Raw genomic sequence first — 20,094 nt, 5'->3', positions numbered from 1 at the left:
GCGCGCGAGCACGACGGCGGTCCGGTTGTGCGCGGGGTTGACGAGGGCGGGCAGCGCCGGTGAGATCGGTGACACCGCCGTCGGGATGATCACCTGGCAGGGACCCGCTGACACCCCGGAGTCGTCAACCGGCCGGGCCCGCTGCCTGCCCGCCTCATCCGCTTTGCGTGATACGTCCGGCTTTAATTGCGTGAGCCCGCTCACACCGTCCGGGAAACGGTCAGCGGGAACCAGGGGCGCCCAATTCTCCCCGTCATCCGGCGACGTTGTCACCAGCCTGTCCCGTTGCGTGCCGCCGGCGCCCCGGGAAACGCTCGTCCCACCCCGTCACGAGAGCGTCCGTACGCCCGGAAATTTGTGCCCGGAACCAGGTTTAAGCAGGTGGGACGGGGTTGGCAGGCCCGGTACCGGTTAGTAGTGTCGGCCCGTCCGGCGCGGTAACCGATCGCACAAGGCGACGCCGTGCCGACCCGCCTAATCGTGCTCTCACGAGCCGGGGACCCACCCGCACGTCCGGGGTGAATCCGCGGGCCACGGCCCGCGGTAGGGCGAACTTCCCGCCCGAACCCGTCAGCTAACCCGGTAGGCGGTGCCGGAAGGAGTTCCACCTCGTGCTGTTCGTACCCACCCCTCGGTCGTCTCCACCTCTCCACGGCACCGCGGTGCCCGAGCCCGCCCGCCTCGTGGCGGCGCGCTGATCCTGGCCCCGCGTCCTTCCGCCCGGCTCACCGGGCGTCTCCCCTGAGCGGTCCACCACCCGCGGACGCCGTCCGCGCGGTCACGCATGCCCGAATCCCGGCACGCCGCTCTCCCCCTGAGCCCGTGGAGGAACTGTGAAGCACACCCTGAAGCGCCGGCTGCGCCAGCTGGCAACCGAGCGTCCGTTCCAGATCGCGGCGGCCTCCGCCGTGGCCGTGGTGCTGGCGTCCACCACCGGCGCGCTGGTCAACGCCGCCGACGACACCCCGGCCACGCAGCCGGCCTCGGCGTCGGTGGCCGAACTGCGCAGCGACACCGGGATCGCCTCCCGGGGCGACGACCGGTCCCCGACGACCAGCGCGCCCGAGACCACGGCACCGTCGTCGCCGAGCGCGTCGCCCTCTGCCACGAAGACCGCCGAGGCGACCAAGGCCGCCAAGGCCGCGAACCCGGACGTGAGCCGGAAGCCGGAGCCGCCGGCGAGCAAGGTCCTCGACTACGACTACCAGGCGCAGACCACCTACTACTACTGCGGCCCGGCCGCCACGCGTAACGCCCTGAGCGCCGCCGGCATCGAGCGCAGCCAGGACGACCTGGCCGTCCAGCTCGGCACGACGGAGATGGGCACCAACTCCGCCGAGGACACCACCCGCGTGCTGAACGCGGTGGTCAAGGGCAACCCGTACCGGACCCGCATGTTCCCGAACGCGCCCAGCCCGGCGCAGATGGACCAGCTCCAGGCGGACGTCGTGCGGGCCATCACCGACGGGCGCGGTGTGGTCGCGAACATCGTGGGCGACGCCACCGACGTCGACGGCGGCTGGCACTCCTTCCCGGGCGGGCACTACATCGCCGTGGTCGGCTACCGGGACGAGGGCCGCGTCGTCAAGATCGCCGACTCGGCGAACCCGGCGATCCCGTCGTACTGGATCACCACCATCGACCTGGCGAACTGGATGACCACCCGCGGATACTCCGCCTGACATCCTCCGCGCACCTCGGGCGTCGGCACCCCGTGAGGGGGCCGGCGCCCGTCGCCGTCCCGGCTGCACCCGCCGTCGGGCTGGACCCCGCTGTCGGGCTGGACCCGCTGTCCGGCTGACGCTCGTCCCTGGCGATGGCCGTCCGGTCCGCCGTCGGCGGCCGACAGGGACTCGCCCGGCGGGCGGCCCGATGGCAGACTGCCGTCCATGGTCGACGAGTCCCGCCGCGAGCCCACCCTGTTGCTGCTGCACGGGATGGGCGCCACCGGCGACGTGTGGTCGCCCGCGACCGCCGTGCTGGAGCGGCGCTGGGCCGGGCGCTGGCTCGCGCCGGATCTCGCCGGGCACGGCGCGGCGCCGCCCCTGCCGGCGTACTCGTTCGCGGGGCTCGCCGAGCGCGTTGCCGCCGCCCTGGCCCCCGCGGACCGGGTGGTCGTGCTCGGTCACTCGCTCGGCGGCGTGGTGGGGCTGGCGCTGGCGGCCCGGGGCTCCGCGCTGCCCGTGGCCGCCGTCGTGGGCGTCGGCATCAAGGCGGTCTGGTCCCCGGCCGAACTGGCCCGGACGCGCGAGCTGGCCGCCCGTCCGATCATCTGGTTCGCCGGCCGGGACGAGGCCGCCGAACGCTACCTGCGGGTATCCGGTCTGGCCGGTCTGCTGGCCCCCGACGATCCGGTCGTGGACGCCGGGCTGCGCCAGGTCGACGGGCGGTGGCGGCTGGCCATGGACCCGGCCGCCTTCGCGGTGGGGGAGCCGGACCTGCCCGCACTGCTGGCGGCCACCGACGTCCCGGTCGTGCTGGCCCGCGGCGAGCACGACCCGATGGTCACCGACGCCCAGCTCCAGCGGCTGGGGGTGCCGGTGGTCACGCTGCCCGGGCTCGGGCACAGCGCCCACGTCGAGGACCCGGAGGCGGTGCTGGCGCTGGCCGACGCCTACCGCTGAGCGGGAACCCGGGCCTCCCGCACGGCCGGGTCCAGCTCCCGCCGCGCCGCCTCCAGGAACGCGTCCGCGTACGACTCGGCCGGGAAGTCGCCCAGGTAGCGCCGCCGGGTCAGCCAGCGATCCGGCGCGAGCGGGTCCGCGCCGAGGAGCCGGTCCAGCACCTCGTCCACGTTCGCCATGTCCCGGCGCAGGACGTAGCCCGCCGCGGCCAGGGGGAACCGCTCGGTGAACGCGTCGCCGTCGCCGGTCATGTCGGTCACGGCGAACGGCTTGCCCGAGTAGAGGTAGTCCGAGATCACGCCCGAGACGTCGGAGATCAGCGCGTCGGACCGGTTCACGCACTCCACCAGGCTCAGCTCCCGGCCGGCCGCCGTGCCCCAGAGGTGCTGCCGGCCGGTCGCCGCGCGGTCGGCCGCCAGAAGCTCCGTCAGCCGGCCCAGCTGCCGTGCCGAGGCCGGGTTCTGGCCGGTGTACGGGTGGGCGCGCAGGATCACCGTCACGCCCCGGTCCAGCAGCCGGCGCAGCAGCGGCTCGGCCACGGACAGGGAGCAGTAGTCGGCGTCCGCGTGGTGGCCGGTCCAGGTGGGGGTGTAGAGCACGGTCCGCGGGGCGTCGACCGGCAGCGGCTCCCGGCGTACGGCGATGGACTCGACCTGCGGTCGGCCGACGATCACGAACTTCTCCGCGGGGATGTCGATCCCGGCGCGGGCGTACCGTTCGATGGCGGCCTGACCGGCCACGAAGATCCGGTCGAAGAGGGCGGACACGGGGTTGGCGCTCGGCGCCTTGTCGCTGTCGCCGTGGTGCAGCTGGATGTGGGTCAGCTGGGTGAACCGGATGCAGTGGCTGTTCTTGGCGCCGTGGTTGACGTAGAACGCCACCTTCAGGCTCGGTACGAGCACCTCGTCGATCGACCGCAGGGTGGGGCAGTAGACCACCGGGGCGGTGGTGGCCGCGGCGACCGGGGCCAGGAACTCCGGCTCGCGCAGGACCACGAGGAACGGGCGGCCGATCCGCTCCAGGTACGGCAGCCACATGGTGACCTGGTACTCGGACCCGGGCGGCGCCGAGAAGTAGAGGAGGAACTCCGGCTGGTGCGCCCGCACAGCCCGGCGCACGGCCCCGCCGCTCGCCGGTGGCCGGAACCGCCGGCGGGCGAGGTCCAGCCCGGCGGCCGCGGCGCCGGCGGCGACCAGCACGGTCACGGCCAGCGCGAGCGCCGCCGGCGCGGCGGCCGCGGCGGCGAGCGCCACCACGGCCAGCAGCCCGAGCAGCGCGTCGCCGAGGTGGGTGGCGGCCAGCGGCGTCCACGACCGCACCGGCAGGTTGGCGGTGCGGATCTCCAGGTCACCCGCCTGCCGCAGGGGCCCCTCCAGCAGCACCAGCCCCAGCAGGACCAGCGCCGTGGCGGCGAGGGCCGGGTCGAACCCGGCGTCCAGCCGCCGGAGGTACGCGACCAGGACCCCGGCGGCGATCAGCGCCGTCTCGGCGGCGGTGTCCGCGCCGGGGCGGATCCGCCGCTCCAAGGCGGCCGCCGCGAGGGCGGCCAGCACGAGCGCCAGTCCCCAGCCGGTCGCGTTCGTCAGCGCGGAGACGAGGAAGGCCAGCACGGCCAGCCCGATGCTCAGACACCGGGCGATCAGCTTGCGGAACAGGTCACCGCGCATGTCGCTCCGTCCACCCGCCGTTCGCCGTCACCAGCAACCCGCCGTCAGCCGGCGCTCATCGCGGCGGCGGACCGTGCCGTCTGGGCCGGCACCACCTGCGGCGCCTCGCCCGGGTCCCGGCGTACGTCGATGACCTGCCCGGTCAGCTCCGAGATGAGCACGTCCAGCGAGGCCTGCGCCACTGCCTCGGCCGAGAGCAGCGTGTGCTCCGGCTCCGCGCCGAACGCCCGCGTCCGCATCGGGGTCGCCGTCCGCTCCGGGTTGACGCAGTTGACCCGTACGCCGAACTCCGCCCACTCGTCGGCGAGCGCCTGGGTGAGGTTGACCAGGGCGGCCTTCGTGGCCGAATAGAGCGCGTAGCGCGCCCGGCCCCGCGTGTACGAGCTGGAGGTGTAGAGCAGCAGCTGGCCCTTGGTCTGCTGGAGGTACGGCAGCGCCAGGCGGGCCGCCGTCACCGGCCCCACGAAGTTGACCTGGAGGACCCGGTCGATCGTCTCCTCGTCCATCTCGGCGAGGTTGCCCTTCTCGAGGATGCCCGCGGTGACCACCACGTGGTCGATCCGGCCGGTCGCCTCGAACGCCGTGCGCAGCGCCGCCTCGACGTCGGCGGGCCGCTCGACGTGGGTGCCCGTGGTGCTGCGGCTGAACGGGAAGACCTGGGCGCCGTGCCGGCGGGCCAGCTCGGTGAGGTCGTGGCCGATGCCGTAGCTGCCGCCGAAGACCACCATGGTCCGGCCGGTCAGCTCCTCCCGGTAGCTGCGCTCGTCGGCGAGGCGGGGCACCCGGGCGGCCGCGAGCTGGAAGAGCTTGTCCGCCAGGTGCACGTCGACCGGGTGGGTGACCTTGATGTTCTCGTCCGAGCCGTCGATCACCTTGATCGGCGTGCCGGGCAGGTAGCGCAGCACCACGCCGCAGTCGTCGGTGGCGGCGAAGTTCGGGTCGCCCTCGGCCCGCCGGTACGCCTCCCGGATGGTGCCGGAGCGGAACGCCTGCGGGGTCTGGCCGCGGCGCAGGGACGAGCGCACCGGGATGTCGGTGATGCAGTCGTCCCCGTCCACCTGGATGATGGTGTCCGCCGACGGGATGGCCACGTCGACCGCGGAGTAGGTCCAGAGCGCGTTCACGCACTCCCGGACGATCCGGTGGCTGACCAGGGGCCGCACCGCGTCGTGGAAGAGGATGTTGCAGTCCTCGTCGCCGATGGCGTCCAGGGCGATGCGGGTGGTGGCGTTGCGGGTGTCGCCGCCCTCGATCACCGTGGTGACCTTGCGGAAGCCCGCCTTCTCGACGATCCGCCGCGCCTCCGTGACGTGGCCCGCCGCCATCAGCACGATGATCTCGTCGATCTCGGGCGCGGACTCGAAGACCGCCAGGGTGTGCTCGATGATCGGCTTGCCGGCGATCTTCAGTAGTTGCTTGGGGATGCCCAGCCCCAGACGTGTGCCTGTCCCTCCCGCGAGGATCACCGCCACCGTCCGCGAGGGTCGCCAGGGTGCCGGGTTCGCCGGCGCGGCGTCCGTTGCGGTGGTGTGCTGGTGCGTCATTCTCGATCCTCGCCTCGTCGGGGTGCCGGCCGCACGGATGACCGGGGGGTGAACGTCCGTCTGCGCCCGAAGAACCTTAACGCGTCAACCTGGGTGCACGACGGGGCGCACGCGCCGGGCTTGCGGCACGTGCGCCCCGTCCGTCACTTCTGCGCTTCGTAGGCCTTCACGACCTCGTCCGTCGGGCCGTCCATGCGCAGGACGCCGCCCTCCAGCCAGATCGTCCGCTCGCAGGTGTCGCGGATCGAGCCGATCGAGTGGCTGACCAGGAAGACGGTGCCGGCGCTCTCGCGCAGCTCGCGTACGCGCTGTTCGCTACGGGCGCGGAACTTCCGGTCGCCGGTCGCGAGGGCCTCGTCGATGAGCAGCACGTCGTGCTTCTTCGCCGCGGCGATGGCGAAGCGGAGCCGGGCGCCCATGCCGGAGGAGTAGGTGCGCATCGGCAGGGAGGCGAAGTCGCCCCGCTCGTTGATCCCGGAGAACTCGATGATCTCCGGCGTGACCCGCTTGACCTCCTCGGGCGACATGCCCATCGCCAGGCAGCCGATCACCACATTCCGCTCGCCGGAGAGGTCGTTGAGCAGGGCGGCGTTCACGCCGAGCAGCGACGGCTGGCCCAGCGTGTAGACCGCGCCGCGGTTGACCGGGAGCAGCCCGGCGATGGCCCGCAGCAGGGTCGACTTGCCGGAGCCGTTGCTGCCGATCAGCCCGATGGCCTCGCCCTGGTAAGCGGTGAAGCTGACGCCCTTGACGGCGTGCACCTCGCGGACGTTGGGGGCGTTGGTGCGGGAGACGATGCGCTTGAGGGCGGAGACCGGGCTGTTGCCGCTCACGGCGCCCTTGTGGATCCGGTAGATCACGTGCACGTCGTCCACCACGACGGTGGGGATGCGCCGCTGGTCGGCGACGACGTTCCCCGCCGGCTGGGTCTGCTCAACCACGGCCGTACTCCTTCTCTCCCCGCCAGAAGTAGATGAACCCACCGATGCCGAACAGCACCGCCCAGAGCACCCCGAGCACCCAGAGCCGCCCCAGCGAGGACGCGACGTGGTCGGGGGTGGCCGACTCCAGCAGCGAGTAGCGGGCCAGCTCGATGTAGACCAGCACCGGGTTGGACTCCAGGGCGGTGGCCGCCCACCCGGGCAGGTGGTCCCGGAACAGCGTCACGCTGTAGAGCACGCCGGAGGCGTACATCAGGGTGCGCAGCACGAACGGCATGACCTGCTTCAGGTCGGTGACCTTGGAGCCCAGCCGGGCCATGATCATGGTGACGCCGACGTTGAAGATCGACTGGAGCACCAGGGCCGGCGCGAGCATCAACCACTTGAAGGTAATCGGCTCACCGGTGACCAGCACGATGCCCGCCAGGACGACCATCGACATGAGCAGCTGCTGGAACTGGATCAGGGTGGTGGTGATCGGCAGCGCCGCGCGGGGGAAGTGCAGCGCCCGGATCAGGCCGAGGTTGCTGGTGATCGAACTCGTGCCGTTGAGCACCGCGCTCTGGGTGAACATGAAGATGAACACGCCCGTGCACAGGTACGCGATGAAGTTCGGCACGTTCCGGTGCTGGGAGAGGATCACACCGAAGATCAGGTAGTAGACCGCCGCGTTGGTCAGGGGTGTCAGCACCTGCCAGAGCTGGCCGAGCTGGGTGTTGCTGAACGAGGAGGCGACCTTCGCGCGGGAGTAGGCGGTCATGAAGTGCCGGTACCGCCAGAGCTGGCGCGCGTACTCCGGCAGCGACGGACGCTCCCCGGCGACGCGCAGCCCGTAACGCTGCGCGAGCTGGGCCCGGGTGAGCCCGGAGTCGGGGTCGGCCACCGCGGTGTTGGCCATGGTTTGGCGCTCCGATCTTTCGTGCTGATGGGGAGCAACTGAGGGATGGGCGGTGCTGACGTGGCCGGTACCCGGAGCGCCGCCTCACCGCTGCGTGGAAGGTAGTCCAAAACACGTCGGGACGCAACCGTATCGTCGTTGCGCTACATTGTCCCACGTGACGACCGAGAAGAGACGTGCGCCGGCCGGCGCGGCGGTGCTGCGCGGCGAGATCACCGCGGCCATCCGCCGTGCGGTCATGCAGGAGCTGGCGGCGGTCGGCTACGGAAGGTTGTCGATCGAGGCCGTCGCCCGGCGGGCCGGCGTGAGCAAGACGGCGATCTATCGCCGCTGGCGGAGCAAGCTCGACCTGGTGCTCGACATGGTGAGCGCGGCGGCGGGAAAGAAGGTGCCGATGCTCGACACCGGCAGCCTGCACGGCGACGTGCAACTGCTGCTGATGGTCGCCGCGGAGGCGCTCGGGCACAAGCTGGCCTCGCAGATCATCCCCGACCTGCTGGCCGAGGCGGCGCGCAACCCGCAGATCGCCGAGACCCTCCAGCGGACGCTGCACGACTACCAGGTGCGCATCGGCGAACTCGTGATCGGCCAGGCTGTCGCCCGCGGGGAACTGCCGGCCGGCGCGGACCCCTCGGCGGCGATCGAGCTGATCGTCGGGCCGATCTACTGGCGCCTCGCGATCTCCCGCGCACCGCTGGACGCGGACCAACTCGAGAACATGGCCACGGCGATCGTGGCCGCCCTGCGGATAGCATGTACCGGTTTGGTGGAGCAGGATCCTGCACCCCTGAACGCCGGCCCGTTGACCGCGCCCGAACGCCACGTGGCCGGTACGTGAACGATACGACTGTACGACTTGTCCCAGATCGAACGGGCTAGTATCGCTAACCCGAACCCCACCCACCTCTCGACCAGGAGGATCCCCCATGGCTGGGCAGCCCCCAGATTTCATTCCACCGGCGCGGCCGATCATCGGTGAAGCCGAGATCGAGGCGGCTGTGCGGGTGCTGCGCAGCGGCAAGGTGGTGCAGGGGCCGGAGGTCGCCGCGTTCGAGGAGGAGTTCGCCGACCTGGTCGGCGGGCGTCACTGCGTCGCCGTCAACTCCGGGACGTCCGCGCTGCAGCTCACGCTGATGGCGCTTGGCTTCGGTCCCGGCGACGAGGTGATCGTCCCCTCGTTCTCGTTCGCGGCCAGCGCCAACGCCGTCCGGCTGGTGGGCGCCGAGCCCGTCTTCGTCGACATCGAGCCCGGCAGCTTCTGCGTGGACCCGGAGGCGGTGGCCGCCGCGGTCACGCCGCGGACCGTCGCCATCATGCCGGTGCACCTCTACGGGCACCCGGCCGCCATGGACCGGATCATGGAGATCGCCGCGCGGCACGACCTCGCCGTCGTCGAGGACGCGGCCCAGGCGCACGGCGCCACCCTCCACGGCACCCCGGTCGGTGCGTTCGGCACCGCCGGCTGCTTCAGCTTCTACCCCACGAAGAACATGCACGCCCTGGAGGGCGGCATGATCAGCACCGCCGACCCCCAGCTGGCCCGCACCCTGCGGCTGCTGCGCAACCAGGGCATGGAGCAGCGGTACGCCAACGAGATCGTCGGCGCGAACATGCGGATGACCGACGTGGCCGCCGCCATCGGCCGGGTGCAGCTGTCCCAGCTCGCCGAGTGGACCGAGCAGCGCCGGGCGAACGCCAAGTTCCTGGACTCCGCCATCACCGGCATGGTCGTCCCGCCGGTCGCCGACGGCGCGCGGCACGTCTACCACCAGTACACGGTGCGGGCGCCCGGCAACCGGGACGCCGCCCAGCGCCGCCTGACCGAGCTGGGCGTCGGCAACGCCGTCTACTACCCGACCCCGATCCACCGCCTCAAGCCCTACCTCGGCGAGGACGGCAACCCGGGCCCGTGGGAGCTGCCGGAGACCGAGCGCGCCGCCGCCGAGGTGATCTCGCTGCCGGTGCACCCGTCGCTCAGCCAGTCCGACCTGGAGCGGATCGCCGAGGCCGCCAACCTGGCCGGGGGTGCCCGATGAGCGGCCGTCGACTGCGCGCCGGCCTGATCGGCCTGGGCGCCATGGGACGCAACCACGCCCGCGTCCTGTCCGGTCTGGACGGCGTCGAGCTGGTCGGCGTCGTGGACCCGGCAGGCGACGCGACCGGCACGCTGCGCGCGCCGGTGGTCCGAGAGCTGGGCGACCTGCTGGCCATGGGCATCGACTACGCGGTCGTGGCCTGCCCCACGGCGCTGCACGAGAAGATCGGTCTGGAGCTGGCCGCCAACGGGGTCTGCGCGCTCATCGAGAAGCCGCTGGCGCAGTCGGTCGAGGCGGCGACCCGGCTGGTCGAGGCGTTCGAGTCCGCCGGCCTGGTGGCCGGTGTGGGACACATCGAGCGCTACAACCCGGCCCTGCAGAGCCTGCGGGTCCGGCTGGAGGCCGGCGAGCTCGGTGAGGTCTTCCAGGTCGTCACGCGGCGGCAGGGCCCGTTCCCGCACCGCATCGCCGACGTCGGCGTGGTGATGGACCTGGCGACGCACGACATCGACCTGACCGCCTGGGTGACCGGCCGCGAGTACACGTCGGTCTCCGCCCGGACGGTCTCCCGCAGCGGCCGGCTGCACGAGGACATGGTGGCCGTGGTCGGCCAGCTCTCGGACGGCACTATGGTCAACCACCTGGTGAACTGGCTGAGCCCGCTCAAGGAGCGGTCCACTGTGATCACCGGCGACAAGGGCTGCTTCGTGGCCGACACGCTCACCGCCGACCTGACCTTCTACGCCAACGGCGCCATCGACACCGAGTGGGAGGCGCTGCGGGCCTTCCGCGGCGTGGCCGAGGGCGACATGGTCCGGTACGCGATCCCGAAGCGGGAGCCGCTGCTGGTCGAGCACGAGCGCTTCCGCGACGCCGTCGAGGGCAAGGAGAGCGACATCGTCACGCTCCGCCAGGGCCTGCGGACGGTGGAGGTGGCCGGTGCCGTGCTCCGCTCCGCGGTGGAGGGCGTCACCGTGCCGATCCCGCCGGCCGTGCGGAGCACGTCCCGGTGAAGGTGCTGATCGCCGGCGGCGCCGGATTCATCGGTAGCACGATCGCGTCGGCCTGCCTCGACGCCGGCATCACGCCGGTCGTCCTCGACAACCTGAGCACCGGGCGGGCCGAGTTCGTCGAGGACCGGATCTTCTACCACGGGGACATCGCCGACCGGGCGCTGGTGGACCGGATCTTCGCCGAGCATCCCGACATCGAGGCGGCGGTCCACTGCGCCGCGCTGATCGTCGTGCCGGAGTCGGTGGAGCACCCGCTCCGCTACTACCGGGAGAACGTCGGCAAGTCCGTCGAGTTCCTGGACGCCCTGGTGGCCAACGGCTGCGGGCGGTTCCTCTTCAGCTCCTCCGCGGCGATCTACCAACCGGGCGAGGACTTCGCCGTGGACGAGACCTCGCCGGTCTCGGCGACGAGTCCCTACGCGCAGACCAAGGCCATGATGGAGCGGGTGCTGGAGGACGCCTCCCGCGCGTACCCGCTGCGGGTCATCTCGCTGCGCTACTTCAACCCGGTCGGCGCCGACCCGAAGATGCGCACCGGGTTACAGCTCGCCCGGCCGTCGCACGTACTCGGCAAGATGATCGAAGCGGCGCGGACGGGGAGCACGTTCCAGCTCACCGGTGTGGACTGGCCCACCCGCGATGGCTCCGGCATCCGGGACTACGTGCACGTGTGGGACCTCGCGCAGGCCCACGTCGAGGCGCTGCGCCGGTTCGACGCCGTGGTCGACGGCGACGGCCGCCGGTACGAGGTCATCAACCTCGGCACCGGCAACGGCACCACCGTGCGCGAGCTGCTCGACGCGTTCAACGCGGTGCTCGGTCGGCCGATCCCGACGGTGGTCGCGCCCCGGCGCCCGGGCGACTCGGCGGGCACGTACACCCGCAGCGACCGGGCCCGGCGGCTGCTGGGCTGGGAGCCGACACTGTCGCTCCAGGATGGCATCCAGCACTCGCTCCAGTGGGCGGAGCTGCGGGACAGCGTGCTGGGCCCGGACGACGAGCTGGCCGCGGCCGGACGGGTGCCGAGACCCCGCTGACCGGACCCCGCGGTTCGGATCGTCGACAGGACGAGCAAGGCCCCACCGGTCGTACCGGTGGGGCCTTGCCCGTCTTCCGGGCCTCAGCCCTGCGGGTCGCCCAGGAGGAGCTTGTCGAAGCGGTGCTGGACTACCGACCAGTCCCACTCCCGCAGCGCGTACGCCGACGCCTCCCGCCCGGCGGCGCGCCAGGTCTCCTCGGTCGCCGTCGTGGCGAGGATCCGCTCCACCGCCTCCTCCGGGCTGCCGATGACCCAGCCCTGCGGGTAGAGGGTGCGGGCGCTGTTCGGCCGGCCGGCGAAGAAGGGCCAGTCCCGGACGACCGGGATAGCCCCGCTGGCCGCGCCCTCCATCAGGCCGCAGTGGCAGCCCTCGCGGACCGAGGAGCTGATGATGACGCCGATGTCGCTGAGCACCTTCGGCACCTCGTTGGTGGGGCCGAGCCGCCGCACCGCGCCGGTCGCCTCCAACTCCCGCAGGTCGCGGTTGAACGCCTCCAGGTACTCCCGGCTCGCCACGCTCACGTCCGGGCTCATGTCGCCGCCCACCAGGAGCATCCGGTACCGGTCGTCGCGCTGCCGCAGCAGCCGCAGGACCTGGATGGCCCAGCGCGGGTCCTTCGCGACCTGGCTGATCCCGACCATGCCGAGCTGGAAACGCGCCTCCGCCGGCTTGTCGATCTGGAAGCCGCGCAGGTCCATCGCGTTGTCGAGCACGTGCATCCGGGGCGCGTCCGGCCCCTTGAGGAAGGGGACCAGGGAGGTGGTCAGGTCCTTGATGTGCTCGGCGACGAAGACGAGGTCGTCGATGCGGGAGAAGTCGACCATGTGCGGCCACCGGGACAGCGCCTCGTAGCTGTGCAGCCGGACGATGATCCGCGTGGTGCCCGGGTCGACCAGGGTGAACAGCGCGGCCGGGGCCACGCACCAGTCCACGAAGACGGTGTCCGCCCAGTCCAGGTACGGCCGCAGCCGCTCCTCGGCCTTCGCGCCGTACGGCGTCTCGTCGGCGGAGAGCCGGTGCTGCAGCATCTGCTTCGGCGCCCACGTCACGCTCTTGATCGCGGCGTTGGCCGCCAGGTCCAGGAAGCGGACCTCCACCCGCGGGTGGGCGTCGTAGTAGGAGCGGATCAACTTGAGGAAGTTGTCGTTGGCGCTGGTGGCGATCAGCAGCCGCAGCGGCCGGTCGGTGGGCGGCGGCGCGGCCGGCAGCAGGCGGCCCCGTGGCGTCGCCACGGTGGTCGCCGCGAGCGACCGCTGGAACGGCGCGATGAAGCCCTCCGGGTCCTCGGCCAGCGGGGAGGTGAGCTGGTCGATGTGCAGCACCCGGTCGAAGGCCAGCGTCATGGCCCGGTTGAGCAGGTCGGCGGCCGCCTGGTTCTCGTCGGCGCGGTGCCGCTGGTCGGCGACGGAGAGCAGCGCGTTGACGGCCCCCTCCAGGTCCCGCGGGGGCATGCCGGCCTTCAGCTCCCGGCTGGCCGCCTCGCCGAGCATCCGCGCCCGCGCGGCCGGCTTCCGCAGCTTGCCCGCCGTGGCGGCCAGGATCGCCGCCTCTCCCTCCGGCCGGTCCGCCCAGGCCATGCCCTTGGCCACCTGGTGGGCGACCTTCGTACGCAGCGAGTCGGGCACCTTCGGCGCCCGCACGGCGGTCAGCCACAGCTTGGTGCCGGCCTTGCTGCGCATGATCGGGCGGGCGGTCACGGCGTTGACGGCGGCCCGCGGAGCGGCGTTGATCAGGCGGTTCACGCTCTGCCGGACCACCGTGGTGGACGGGATGCCGTTGGTCAGCCGCTGCAGCGGGCTCGGGGCCGGTGCGGCCTTCCGCTCGGCCAGCGCCTGCACGGCGGCCTGGATGCCGTAGCGGGCGGCGGCGGCGCGGTTGCGCTGCGCCATCCGCCACACCGTGTAGATGGCGTGGGCGTCGAGCGCCACCAGCACGTCCGCGGTACGGGCCCGCTCCCGGGCCCACGGCTCCCGGCGGATCCGCGTCCAGACCCGCTCGCCCGGCACCGCGCGCGCGGCGGCGCGGGTCGGTGTGGCCTTGGCGATGTCGGCCGGCAGGGCGCACAGCCCATCGAGCCGGACGTCGGCGGGCATCTCGTCGGGATCGACGGCGCCGACCAGGTAGACCCGGGCGCCGGCCTCGCGCAGCCGCTGCACGGCCGTGGTCAGGATCCCTGGCTGCGGGACCACGCCCGCCACCAGCAAGACGTCGCTCATGCGTGCACCCCACCGGCTCGTTCGGTCTCGTCCATCGTCACGGATGCGGCCGACGGGTGCACGACGGCGCCGTTGACCGGCAGGTCACGCGGCGCGGCGAGGGCGTGCTCGGCCAGCTGCTCCACCGCCCGGCGCATGAGGCTCTCGCGGGTGAAAGGGTCGGCGTGGGCGCGGACGGCGGCCCGCTCGGTCTCGGTCGCCTCGACGACCATCCGGGCGGCCGACCGGAAGCTGTCGACCAGCCGCAGCTCGTCCAGGCCGCAGGCGCCCGTCCAGAGAGGATGCCCGTCGAGCACCCGCGACGCGTCGTGGTCGACCTCGTGCACCGAGACGATGGGCAGGCCGGTGGCCATGTACTCGTACACCTTGCCGGAGGTGACGTAGCGGCCGCCGATGAGGATCAGCACCAGCGCGTCCCAGCCCGCGTACGTCTCGGCCACCTCCGCCTTGCGGACCGGGCCGCCGAACGAGACCCCGTCGACGGCGGCCTCGCGGATCAGCTCGGTGAGGCCGTTGGCCTCGCGGTTCGCGCCCGCCCCGATGTGGCCGCGGATCTCGAACCGTGCGTTGCGCAGCAGCGGGTCCTGCTTCCGCGCCTCCCGCCAGGCGTTCAGCACCACCGACAGTTGCTGGGTGGTGTAGTTGACGGTGCCCAGGTAGCCGAAGGTGAGCCCAACCTCCGGGTCGGGGCGGCGCGGCTGGATCGCCGGCACGCTGTCCTTGTCGTAGCCGTTGCGGACCACGTGGACCCGGTCGGCGACGTGCGGGTAGCGCTCCCGGTAGTGCTCGGCGATCGGGTCGTTGACCACCCACAGCGACTGGCAGTGGTCGAGGATGCGCCGCTCCCAGACACCGGCCTCCGAGTCCTCGGGAAACGCCGTGCCGCCGTTGACCACGTCGATGGACCAGCCGTCGCGGAAGTCGACCGCGTACGGCACGCCGTAGGTCTCCCAGAGCTTCCAGGCGGCGGCCAGGTTCACGTACGGCACGCAGCTCGCGAGCAGCAGGTCGGCCGGGTGCTGGCGGTGGATGTCGAGCACCGCCCGCTCCAGCGTGCCGCGCCAGCTGCCGAACACCGGCTCGGGGAAGATCTTCTTCTCCCGCTTGCGCAGGTTGGTCAGCCACTTGGCCGGACGCAGCGCGCGCTCCTCGCTGAACTTGCGGATGTCGGTCTCGAGATCCTCCCGGGCCAGCGGCAGCTCCAGCACCTTGATCTCCGGGTCGACCTGCTCGAGGAGGGTGTAGTCGAGCCCCGAGTCACGTTCCCAGGAGGCGGCGGCGATCGTCACCACGGTGACATCCCATCCGATCCGGCGGAACTGGTTGGCCGTCTCCCGCATCCGGTAGGCGCAGCTCTTGGCGGCAGGCGGGAATCCGATGGCCAGGTAGATGAGGTGGGGGCGGGCGCGGCCCTCATGCCCCCGGTGGTCGGCGCCGGTGGAGTTCCGGCCGTTTGGGGAGGATGTCGACACGTCGCGGGAAATTACCATGGTCGGGTGAACACCCCGGGTCTCTTGGTCGGCGGGCAGGTTCACTTCGCGGCGAGCGTCTCGACCACCCGGTGCGCCGCGCGGCCGTCCCCGTAGGGCGTGCCCTGCGCCGCGGTGGGCGCGGGCCGGGTGGCGATGTCGATCCACTCCGAGCGGGAGTGGGCCGAGGGGTCCGGCACCAGACGGTTCCAGCCGTCGACCAGCGTCTCGATCCACTCGGTCTCCGGGCGGAGCGTGGTGCACGGCCGGGCCAGCAGGTAGGCCTCCTTCTGCAGGCCACCGGAGTCGGTGACGACCCCGGCCGAGCCCAGCACGGCGGCGACCATCCCGGCGTACGGCAGCGGACGCCCGACGTGGACGGCGCCACGGGCCAGCTTGATCCCGTGCTCCTCGGCCTTGGCGACGAGCCGCGGGTGCGCCAGCAGCGCCACCGGCACGGGCAGGTCGGCCAAGCCGTCGAGCAGCATGGCGAGCCGTTGCCGGGAGTCGGTGTTCTCGGCCCGGTGCAGGGTGGCCAGCAGGTACGGCTCGTCGGGCCGGATGCCCTCCGGCAGCGCCGGGGCCGGGTGCCGCCCGGCGAGCACGGCGTCGCGGACGTTGAGGCAGACGTCGACCATCACGTCGCCGACCAGCGTCGAGCGGGCCGCGAGCCCCTCGGCCGCGAGGTGCCGCATGGCCTCCTCGGTGGGCGCGAGGAGCAGGTCGGCGGCGTGGTCGGTGAGGATCCGGTTGTGCTCCTCCGGCATCATCCGGTTGAACGAGCGAAGACCCGCCTCGAGGTGGGCAACCGGCAGGTGCAGCTTCACCGCCGACAGCGCGCCGGCGAGCGTCGAGTTGGTGTCGCCGTAGACGAGCACCCAGTCCGGCTTCTCGGCCAGGAAGACCGGGTCCAGCGCCGCGAGCGCCTTGCCCGTCTGCACGCCGTGGGAGCCGGACCCGATCCCGAGGTGGATGTCCGGGTCGGGGATGCCGAGGCCCGAGAAGAACACGTCCGACAGGTCGGCGTCGTAGTGCTGCCCGGTGTGCACGATCATGTGCTCGTGCTCCGTGGACGCGAACGCGGCGGCGATGGGGGCGAGCTTGATCAGCTGGGGGCGTGCCCCGACGACGCTGATGACCTTCACCTGCTGACTCCCTGGGTGATCTCGTGAAGGGCAGCTGCGCGTCGGCATGCGCTGTCCCTTGAGTCAGACGAATTCTGCCTCAGACGGACGGGACCGCCAAATCTCCACGAGGCCCGGCACGCCCACCGCCCTTCTGTTCCCTCCGTCACCTGCGGCACGCCGTGTCCCGTTCCGGCACGCGCTCCGCCCCGTCGCCCGGCGGGCACCCGTAGGATGCCGCGGTGTGACGACGGTCCACCCCACCGCCAAGCTTCCGACCAGCCCACCGGACGAGCCGGCCCAGCCCGAGGCCGGCGCGGCCGAGACCGACGAGACCCGGCCCGACGGTCCCGCGGAGGCTCCCGCCACGACACCGCCGGCCGCCGGCCGTGCCCGCGGGCGGTTCGACGCCCTCGTGGCGCTGGTGTACCTGCTGGGCGCGTTCTGGGTCACCGCCCGCGGCTGGCGGGACGTCGACGGTCGGCTGCTCGGCAGCCGCCCGGACGACCAGGGGTTCAACGAGTGGATGCTGTCGTACGCGGCGCACGCGGTGACGCGCCTGGAGAACCCGTTCTTCACCACGGCGCAGAACGCCCCCGAGGGCGTGAACCTCATGGCCAACGTGGGCCTCCAACTGCCCGGCATCCTGCTGACGCCGGTGACGCTGCTCGGCGGGCCGTCCCTGTCGTACCTGGTGCTGATCACGCTGAACCTGGCCGGCACCGGTTTCGCCTGGTACTGGGTGCTCTCCCGGCACCTGCTCGGCTCCCGGGCGGCCGCCGCGGTGGGTGGCCTGTTCTGCGCCTTCGCCCCCGCCATGGTGGCGCACAGCAACGGTCACCCGCACATCACCGCGCAGTGGCTGGTGCCCTTCCTGGTGTGGCGGATCGTCCTGCTGACCCGGCCCGGTTCCCCGCTCCGTAACGGGCTGATCCTGGGCGGCTTCGTGGCCGCCGAGTTCTTCATCTCGGTGGAGATCCTGTTCCTGGTCGCGCTCGGCGCCGCGATGGCCACCGTCATCCACCTCGTGCTGCGTCCGCGTCAGACGCTGCGGCTGGCCCCGCGCGCCCTGGCCACCCTGGCGGTGGCCGGTGCCCTGGTGCTCGTGGTGGTCGCGTACCCGCTCTGGATGCAGTTCGCCGGGCCGCAGCACCGGATCGGCCACCCGGGCGACCCGGACGTCTACACCCTGCGGCTGCGCTCCTTCGTCGCGTACGCCACCGAGTCGATCGGCGGCGGACCGGAGAGCGCACGGGGCCTCTCGCCGAACACCACCGAGGAGGCGAGCTTCTTCGGCTGGCCGGTCGTGGTGCTGCTGGCCGCCGCCGCGGTGGCGCTGTGGCGGGACCTGACCGTACGGGTTCTCGCCGGCGTCGCCCTCATCTCCGGCGTCCTCGCCCTGGGCTCGACGCTGAGCTGGGGGCCGGAGAAGAGCGACATCCCCGGTCCGTTCGTCCTGCTGCACGGCCTGCCGATCGTGGACGCCATGGTCATCGCCCGGTTCGCCCTGATCACGACTGTGGCGGCGGGTCTGCTGCTCGCCGTGGCGGTGGCCCGGATCGAGACGCTCGCCGCGCGTCGGCCGGACACGGCCGTACCACTGCGGGCCCTGACAGCCGCGGCGCTGGTGGCGGCGCTGCTGCCGATGCTGCCGACCCCGCTGCCGGCCCGGGGACGCGTCCCGGTGCCGGAGTTCGTCACCTCCGGGCAGTGGCGGCAGTACGTCGCCGACGGGCGGACGCTGGTGCCGGTGCCGGTGCACAACATGACGTCGATCTACTGGGGCGCCGCCGCCCGGGCCGACTTCGCCGTGCCGCAGGGCTACTTCCTGGGCCCCACGTCGCCGACCGACGACACCGGCCGGTGGGGGGTGGCGCCGCGTCCGACGGCGCTGCTGCTCACGGCGGTGGGCGCCGGCGAGCGCCCGCCCACGGTGAGCGCCGCGGAGCGGGAGCAGGCGGCGGCGGACGTGCGGTGGTGGCGCGCTGACGCCGTGGTGCTGCCGAAGCACGCCCACGAGGCTGAGCTGAAGGCCTTCCTGGACGCCTGCTTCGGGCCGGCCCAGCGGGTGCGGGACGTGTGGGTCTGGGACGTGCGGCCGCTGACGCGGTGAGCGGGCGGAGTGACCCCGCCGGTCGGACGTGCCGGCCGGCGGGGGCGGCGGGTCAGGGGGAGTACTCCCAGACCAGCAGCAGGTAGCCCCCGAAGTACGCCGAGAAGGCGGTCATCCCGACGAGGATGATCACGAGGCGGGCGGTGGTGGCCGCCGCGAGCGCCCGTGCCACCGGCACCAGCAGCGCGAACGCGGGCAGCAGGAACCGGGCCTTCGAGTTGAAGTACCCGTCCGCCCCGATGGTGGTCAGCAGCAGCAGCGCGCTGTAGGTCAGCAGTTGCCACGGCTGCCGGTCGACGACGCAGAGCGCGAAGAGGACGAGGCTCGTGACCAGGACGGCGACGATCAGGTACCACTGGAGCGTGGACGGGTTGTCGAGGGTTTCGCCGATGTTCCGCAGGGTGCCCACCCCGCCGTCGAACGTCGACCGCCACCCCTCGCTCTGGATCCGCAGCCAGCCGTCCACGCGTCCGGTCCGCCAGCCGACCCAGCCGATGTAGCCCGCCCATCCCAGCGGCGCGAGCAGCAGCCCGAGCAGGGGCCGCCAGAGCCCCTGGCGACGGAACACCGCGATCAGCGCGGCCAGCATCACGACCGGGATGAGCGCGTTGGCGGTGGGCCGGGTCGCGCCGGCGAGCAGGCAGAGCGTCCCGGCGGTGAGCCACCGGCCGGTGAGCAGGGCGTAGAGCGACCACGCGGCGAACGCGGTGAACAGCGACTCGGTGTAGGCCATCGACTCGACGACGGCGTGCGGCACGAGTCCCCAGACCACGGCCAGGAGGACGCCCGTGCGCCGGCCGTGCAGGTGGTTGCCGACCGCGAAGAGGCCCCAGGCGGCCGCCAGCGAGGCGGCCCAGGCCAGCACGATGGCGGTGCCGCGCAGCCCGAACGGCGACAGCGGCTCCACGTACCGCACCAGCAGGGGGTAGAGCGGGAAGAACGCCATGTTGCTCTGCATCTTCTCCGCGTGGTCGTACCCGTGCTCGGCGATGCCCAGGTACCAGCCGGCGTCGGCGCGGATGCCGATAAGCCGTGCGAACGAGGCGTCCCGCGCGTCGCCCCACACGGCCAGGGTGACCAGCCCGATCGCCCGGACGGCGGCGTAGCCGACCAGGGCGGGCCAGGCCGCCAGCACGGCGCGCCGCAGGCGTGTGGCCAGTGGGGCCGCTGGTGCGGGCTCATCCCCGATCGCCGCGCCGTCCCGGACACGGCCGTCCCGCCCGCCGCCGTCCTGGACGCCGCCGTCGCGGTCCGCGGCCACGTCCAGGCCGGATTCCATTGCCGCCACTCGTATCAGTCCCCCCGAGGCGTCGAACCCTGGCGAGGTTAGCAAGGGACCGGGCGGATCACCGGTCCCCGACACCGCCTGCGGCGGTGTTCACCGGCCGATCTCCGGAGCGTCCACCGGC

At 72.6% G+C, this 20,094-nt stretch carries 15 protein-coding genes and 1 riboswitch; of the genes, 7 read left to right on the top strand and 8 right to left on the bottom strand.

From position 1 onward, the window contains the following. Window positions 1–461 precede the first annotated feature (461 nt). A riboswitch (cyclic di-AMP (ydaO/yuaA leader) is annotated at window positions 462–604 on the top strand. Between the two features lie 229 nt (window positions 605–833). Together OG994_RS14615 and OG994_RS14610 are read left to right on the top strand one after the other, a co-directional pair. Further along, the gene (locus OG994_RS14615) at window positions 834–1,682 is read left to right on the top strand and encodes a C39 family peptidase (RefSeq protein WP_328853564.1); all 849 of its coding nucleotides are present in this window, start codon (window positions 834–836) and stop codon (window positions 1,680–1,682) included. A gap of 207 nt (window positions 1,683–1,889) precedes the next feature. Next, entirely contained in the window at window positions 1,890–2,624 is a 735-nt protein-coding gene (locus OG994_RS14610; protein WP_328853563.1) for an alpha/beta fold hydrolase, read from the top strand. Here OG994_RS14610 and OG994_RS14605 read toward each other — a convergent pair. The 4 genes from OG994_RS14605 to OG994_RS14590 all read right to left on the bottom strand — a co-directional run bounded on the left by OG994_RS14605 (window position 2,615) and on the right by OG994_RS14590 (window position 7,674). Further along, window positions 2,615–4,291 (bottom strand): CDP-glycerol glycerophosphotransferase family protein, encoded by a 1,677-nt coding sequence (locus OG994_RS14605; protein ID WP_328853562.1) that lies wholly within the window; start codon window positions 4,289–4,291, stop codon window positions 2,615–2,617. The genes OG994_RS14610 and OG994_RS14605 overlap by 10 nt on opposite strands. Window positions 4,292–4,335: 44 nt before the next feature. Beyond that, window positions 4,336–5,835, bottom strand: coding sequence for a bifunctional cytidylyltransferase/SDR family oxidoreductase (locus OG994_RS14600; RefSeq protein WP_328853561.1), 1,500 nt, complete (start codon window positions 5,833–5,835; stop codon window positions 4,336–4,338). 143 nt (window positions 5,836–5,978) lie between these two features. After that, window positions 5,979–6,776 (bottom strand): ABC transporter ATP-binding protein, encoded by a 798-nt coding sequence (locus tag OG994_RS14595; protein WP_328853560.1) that lies wholly within the window; start codon window positions 6,774–6,776, stop codon window positions 5,979–5,981. Next, window positions 6,769–7,674, bottom strand: coding sequence for an ABC transporter permease (locus OG994_RS14590; protein WP_328853559.1), 906 nt, complete (start codon window positions 7,672–7,674; stop codon window positions 6,769–6,771). Before OG994_RS14590 ends, OG994_RS14595 begins: the two co-directional genes overlap by 8 nt. A gap of 157 nt (window positions 7,675–7,831) precedes the next feature. On the opposite strand from OG994_RS14590, the gene OG994_RS14585 reads away from it, so the two are divergent. From OG994_RS14585 to galE, 4 genes are all read left to right on the top strand, one after another. Beyond that, window positions 7,832–8,512 (top strand): TetR/AcrR family transcriptional regulator, encoded by a 681-nt coding sequence (locus OG994_RS14585; RefSeq protein ID WP_328853558.1) that lies wholly within the window; start codon window positions 7,832–7,834, stop codon window positions 8,510–8,512. A gap of 88 nt (window positions 8,513–8,600) precedes the next feature. Next, window positions 8,601–9,710, top strand: coding sequence for a DegT/DnrJ/EryC1/StrS family aminotransferase (locus OG994_RS14580; protein WP_328853557.1), 1,110 nt, complete (start codon window positions 8,601–8,603; stop codon window positions 9,708–9,710). Continuing rightward, window positions 9,707–10,723 carry a Gfo/Idh/MocA family protein gene (locus OG994_RS14575; protein ID WP_328853556.1) on the top strand — a complete coding sequence of 339 codons (1,017 nt, stop codon included), beginning with the start codon at window positions 9,707–9,709 and terminating at the stop codon, window positions 10,721–10,723. Before OG994_RS14580 ends, OG994_RS14575 begins: the two co-directional genes overlap by 4 nt. Beyond that, complete coding sequence (galE, locus tag OG994_RS14570; RefSeq protein ID WP_328853555.1) at window positions 10,720–11,760, top strand: UDP-glucose 4-epimerase GalE; 1,041 nt, start codon at window positions 10,720–10,722, stop codon at window positions 11,758–11,760. Before OG994_RS14575 ends, galE begins: the two co-directional genes overlap by 4 nt. Before the next feature lie 83 nt (window positions 11,761–11,843). On the opposite strand, the gene OG994_RS14565 is transcribed toward galE, so the two are convergent. Genes OG994_RS14565 through wecB form a run of 3 tightly spaced genes read right to left on the bottom strand, consistent with a single transcriptional unit; the run spans window position 11,844 to window position 16,593 of the window. Next, window positions 11,844–13,979, bottom strand: coding sequence for a glycosyltransferase (locus tag OG994_RS14565; protein WP_328853554.1), 2,136 nt, complete (start codon window positions 13,977–13,979; stop codon window positions 11,844–11,846). After that, window positions 13,976–15,451: a glycosyltransferase gene (locus OG994_RS14560; protein WP_328853553.1), complete on the bottom strand. Its 1,476-nt coding sequence runs from the start codon at window positions 15,449–15,451 to the stop codon at window positions 13,976–13,978. The genes OG994_RS14565 and OG994_RS14560 overlap by 4 nt, the downstream gene beginning before the upstream one ends. A gap of 59 nt (window positions 15,452–15,510) precedes the next feature. Beyond that, window positions 15,511–16,593, bottom strand: coding sequence for a non-hydrolyzing UDP-N-acetylglucosamine 2-epimerase (wecB, locus tag OG994_RS14555; RefSeq protein ID WP_328853552.1), 1,083 nt, complete (start codon window positions 16,591–16,593; stop codon window positions 15,511–15,513). Between the two features lie 223 nt (window positions 16,594–16,816). Here wecB and OG994_RS14550 point away from each other — a divergent pair, with 223 nt between their 5' ends. Then, complete coding sequence (locus OG994_RS14550; protein WP_328853551.1) at window positions 16,817–18,685, top strand: hypothetical protein; 1,869 nt, start codon at window positions 16,817–16,819, stop codon at window positions 18,683–18,685. Window positions 18,686–18,737: 52 nt separating this feature from the next. Here OG994_RS14550 and OG994_RS14545 read toward each other — a convergent pair whose 3' ends face one another. Continuing rightward, window positions 18,738–19,964, bottom strand: a complete 1,227-nt coding sequence (locus tag OG994_RS14545) for a hypothetical protein (RefSeq protein WP_328853550.1) — start codon at window positions 19,962–19,964, stop codon at window positions 18,738–18,740. Window positions 19,965–20,094 lie beyond the last annotated feature (130 nt).

The sequence above is a fragment of the Micromonospora globbae genome, from assembly GCF_036184225.1.
Classification (GTDB): Bacteria; Actinomycetota; Actinomycetes; order Mycobacteriales; family Micromonosporaceae; genus Micromonospora; species Micromonospora globbae.
Note: the sequence above shows the minus strand (reverse complement) of the source record. Positions and strands in the feature narration are given on the sequence as shown.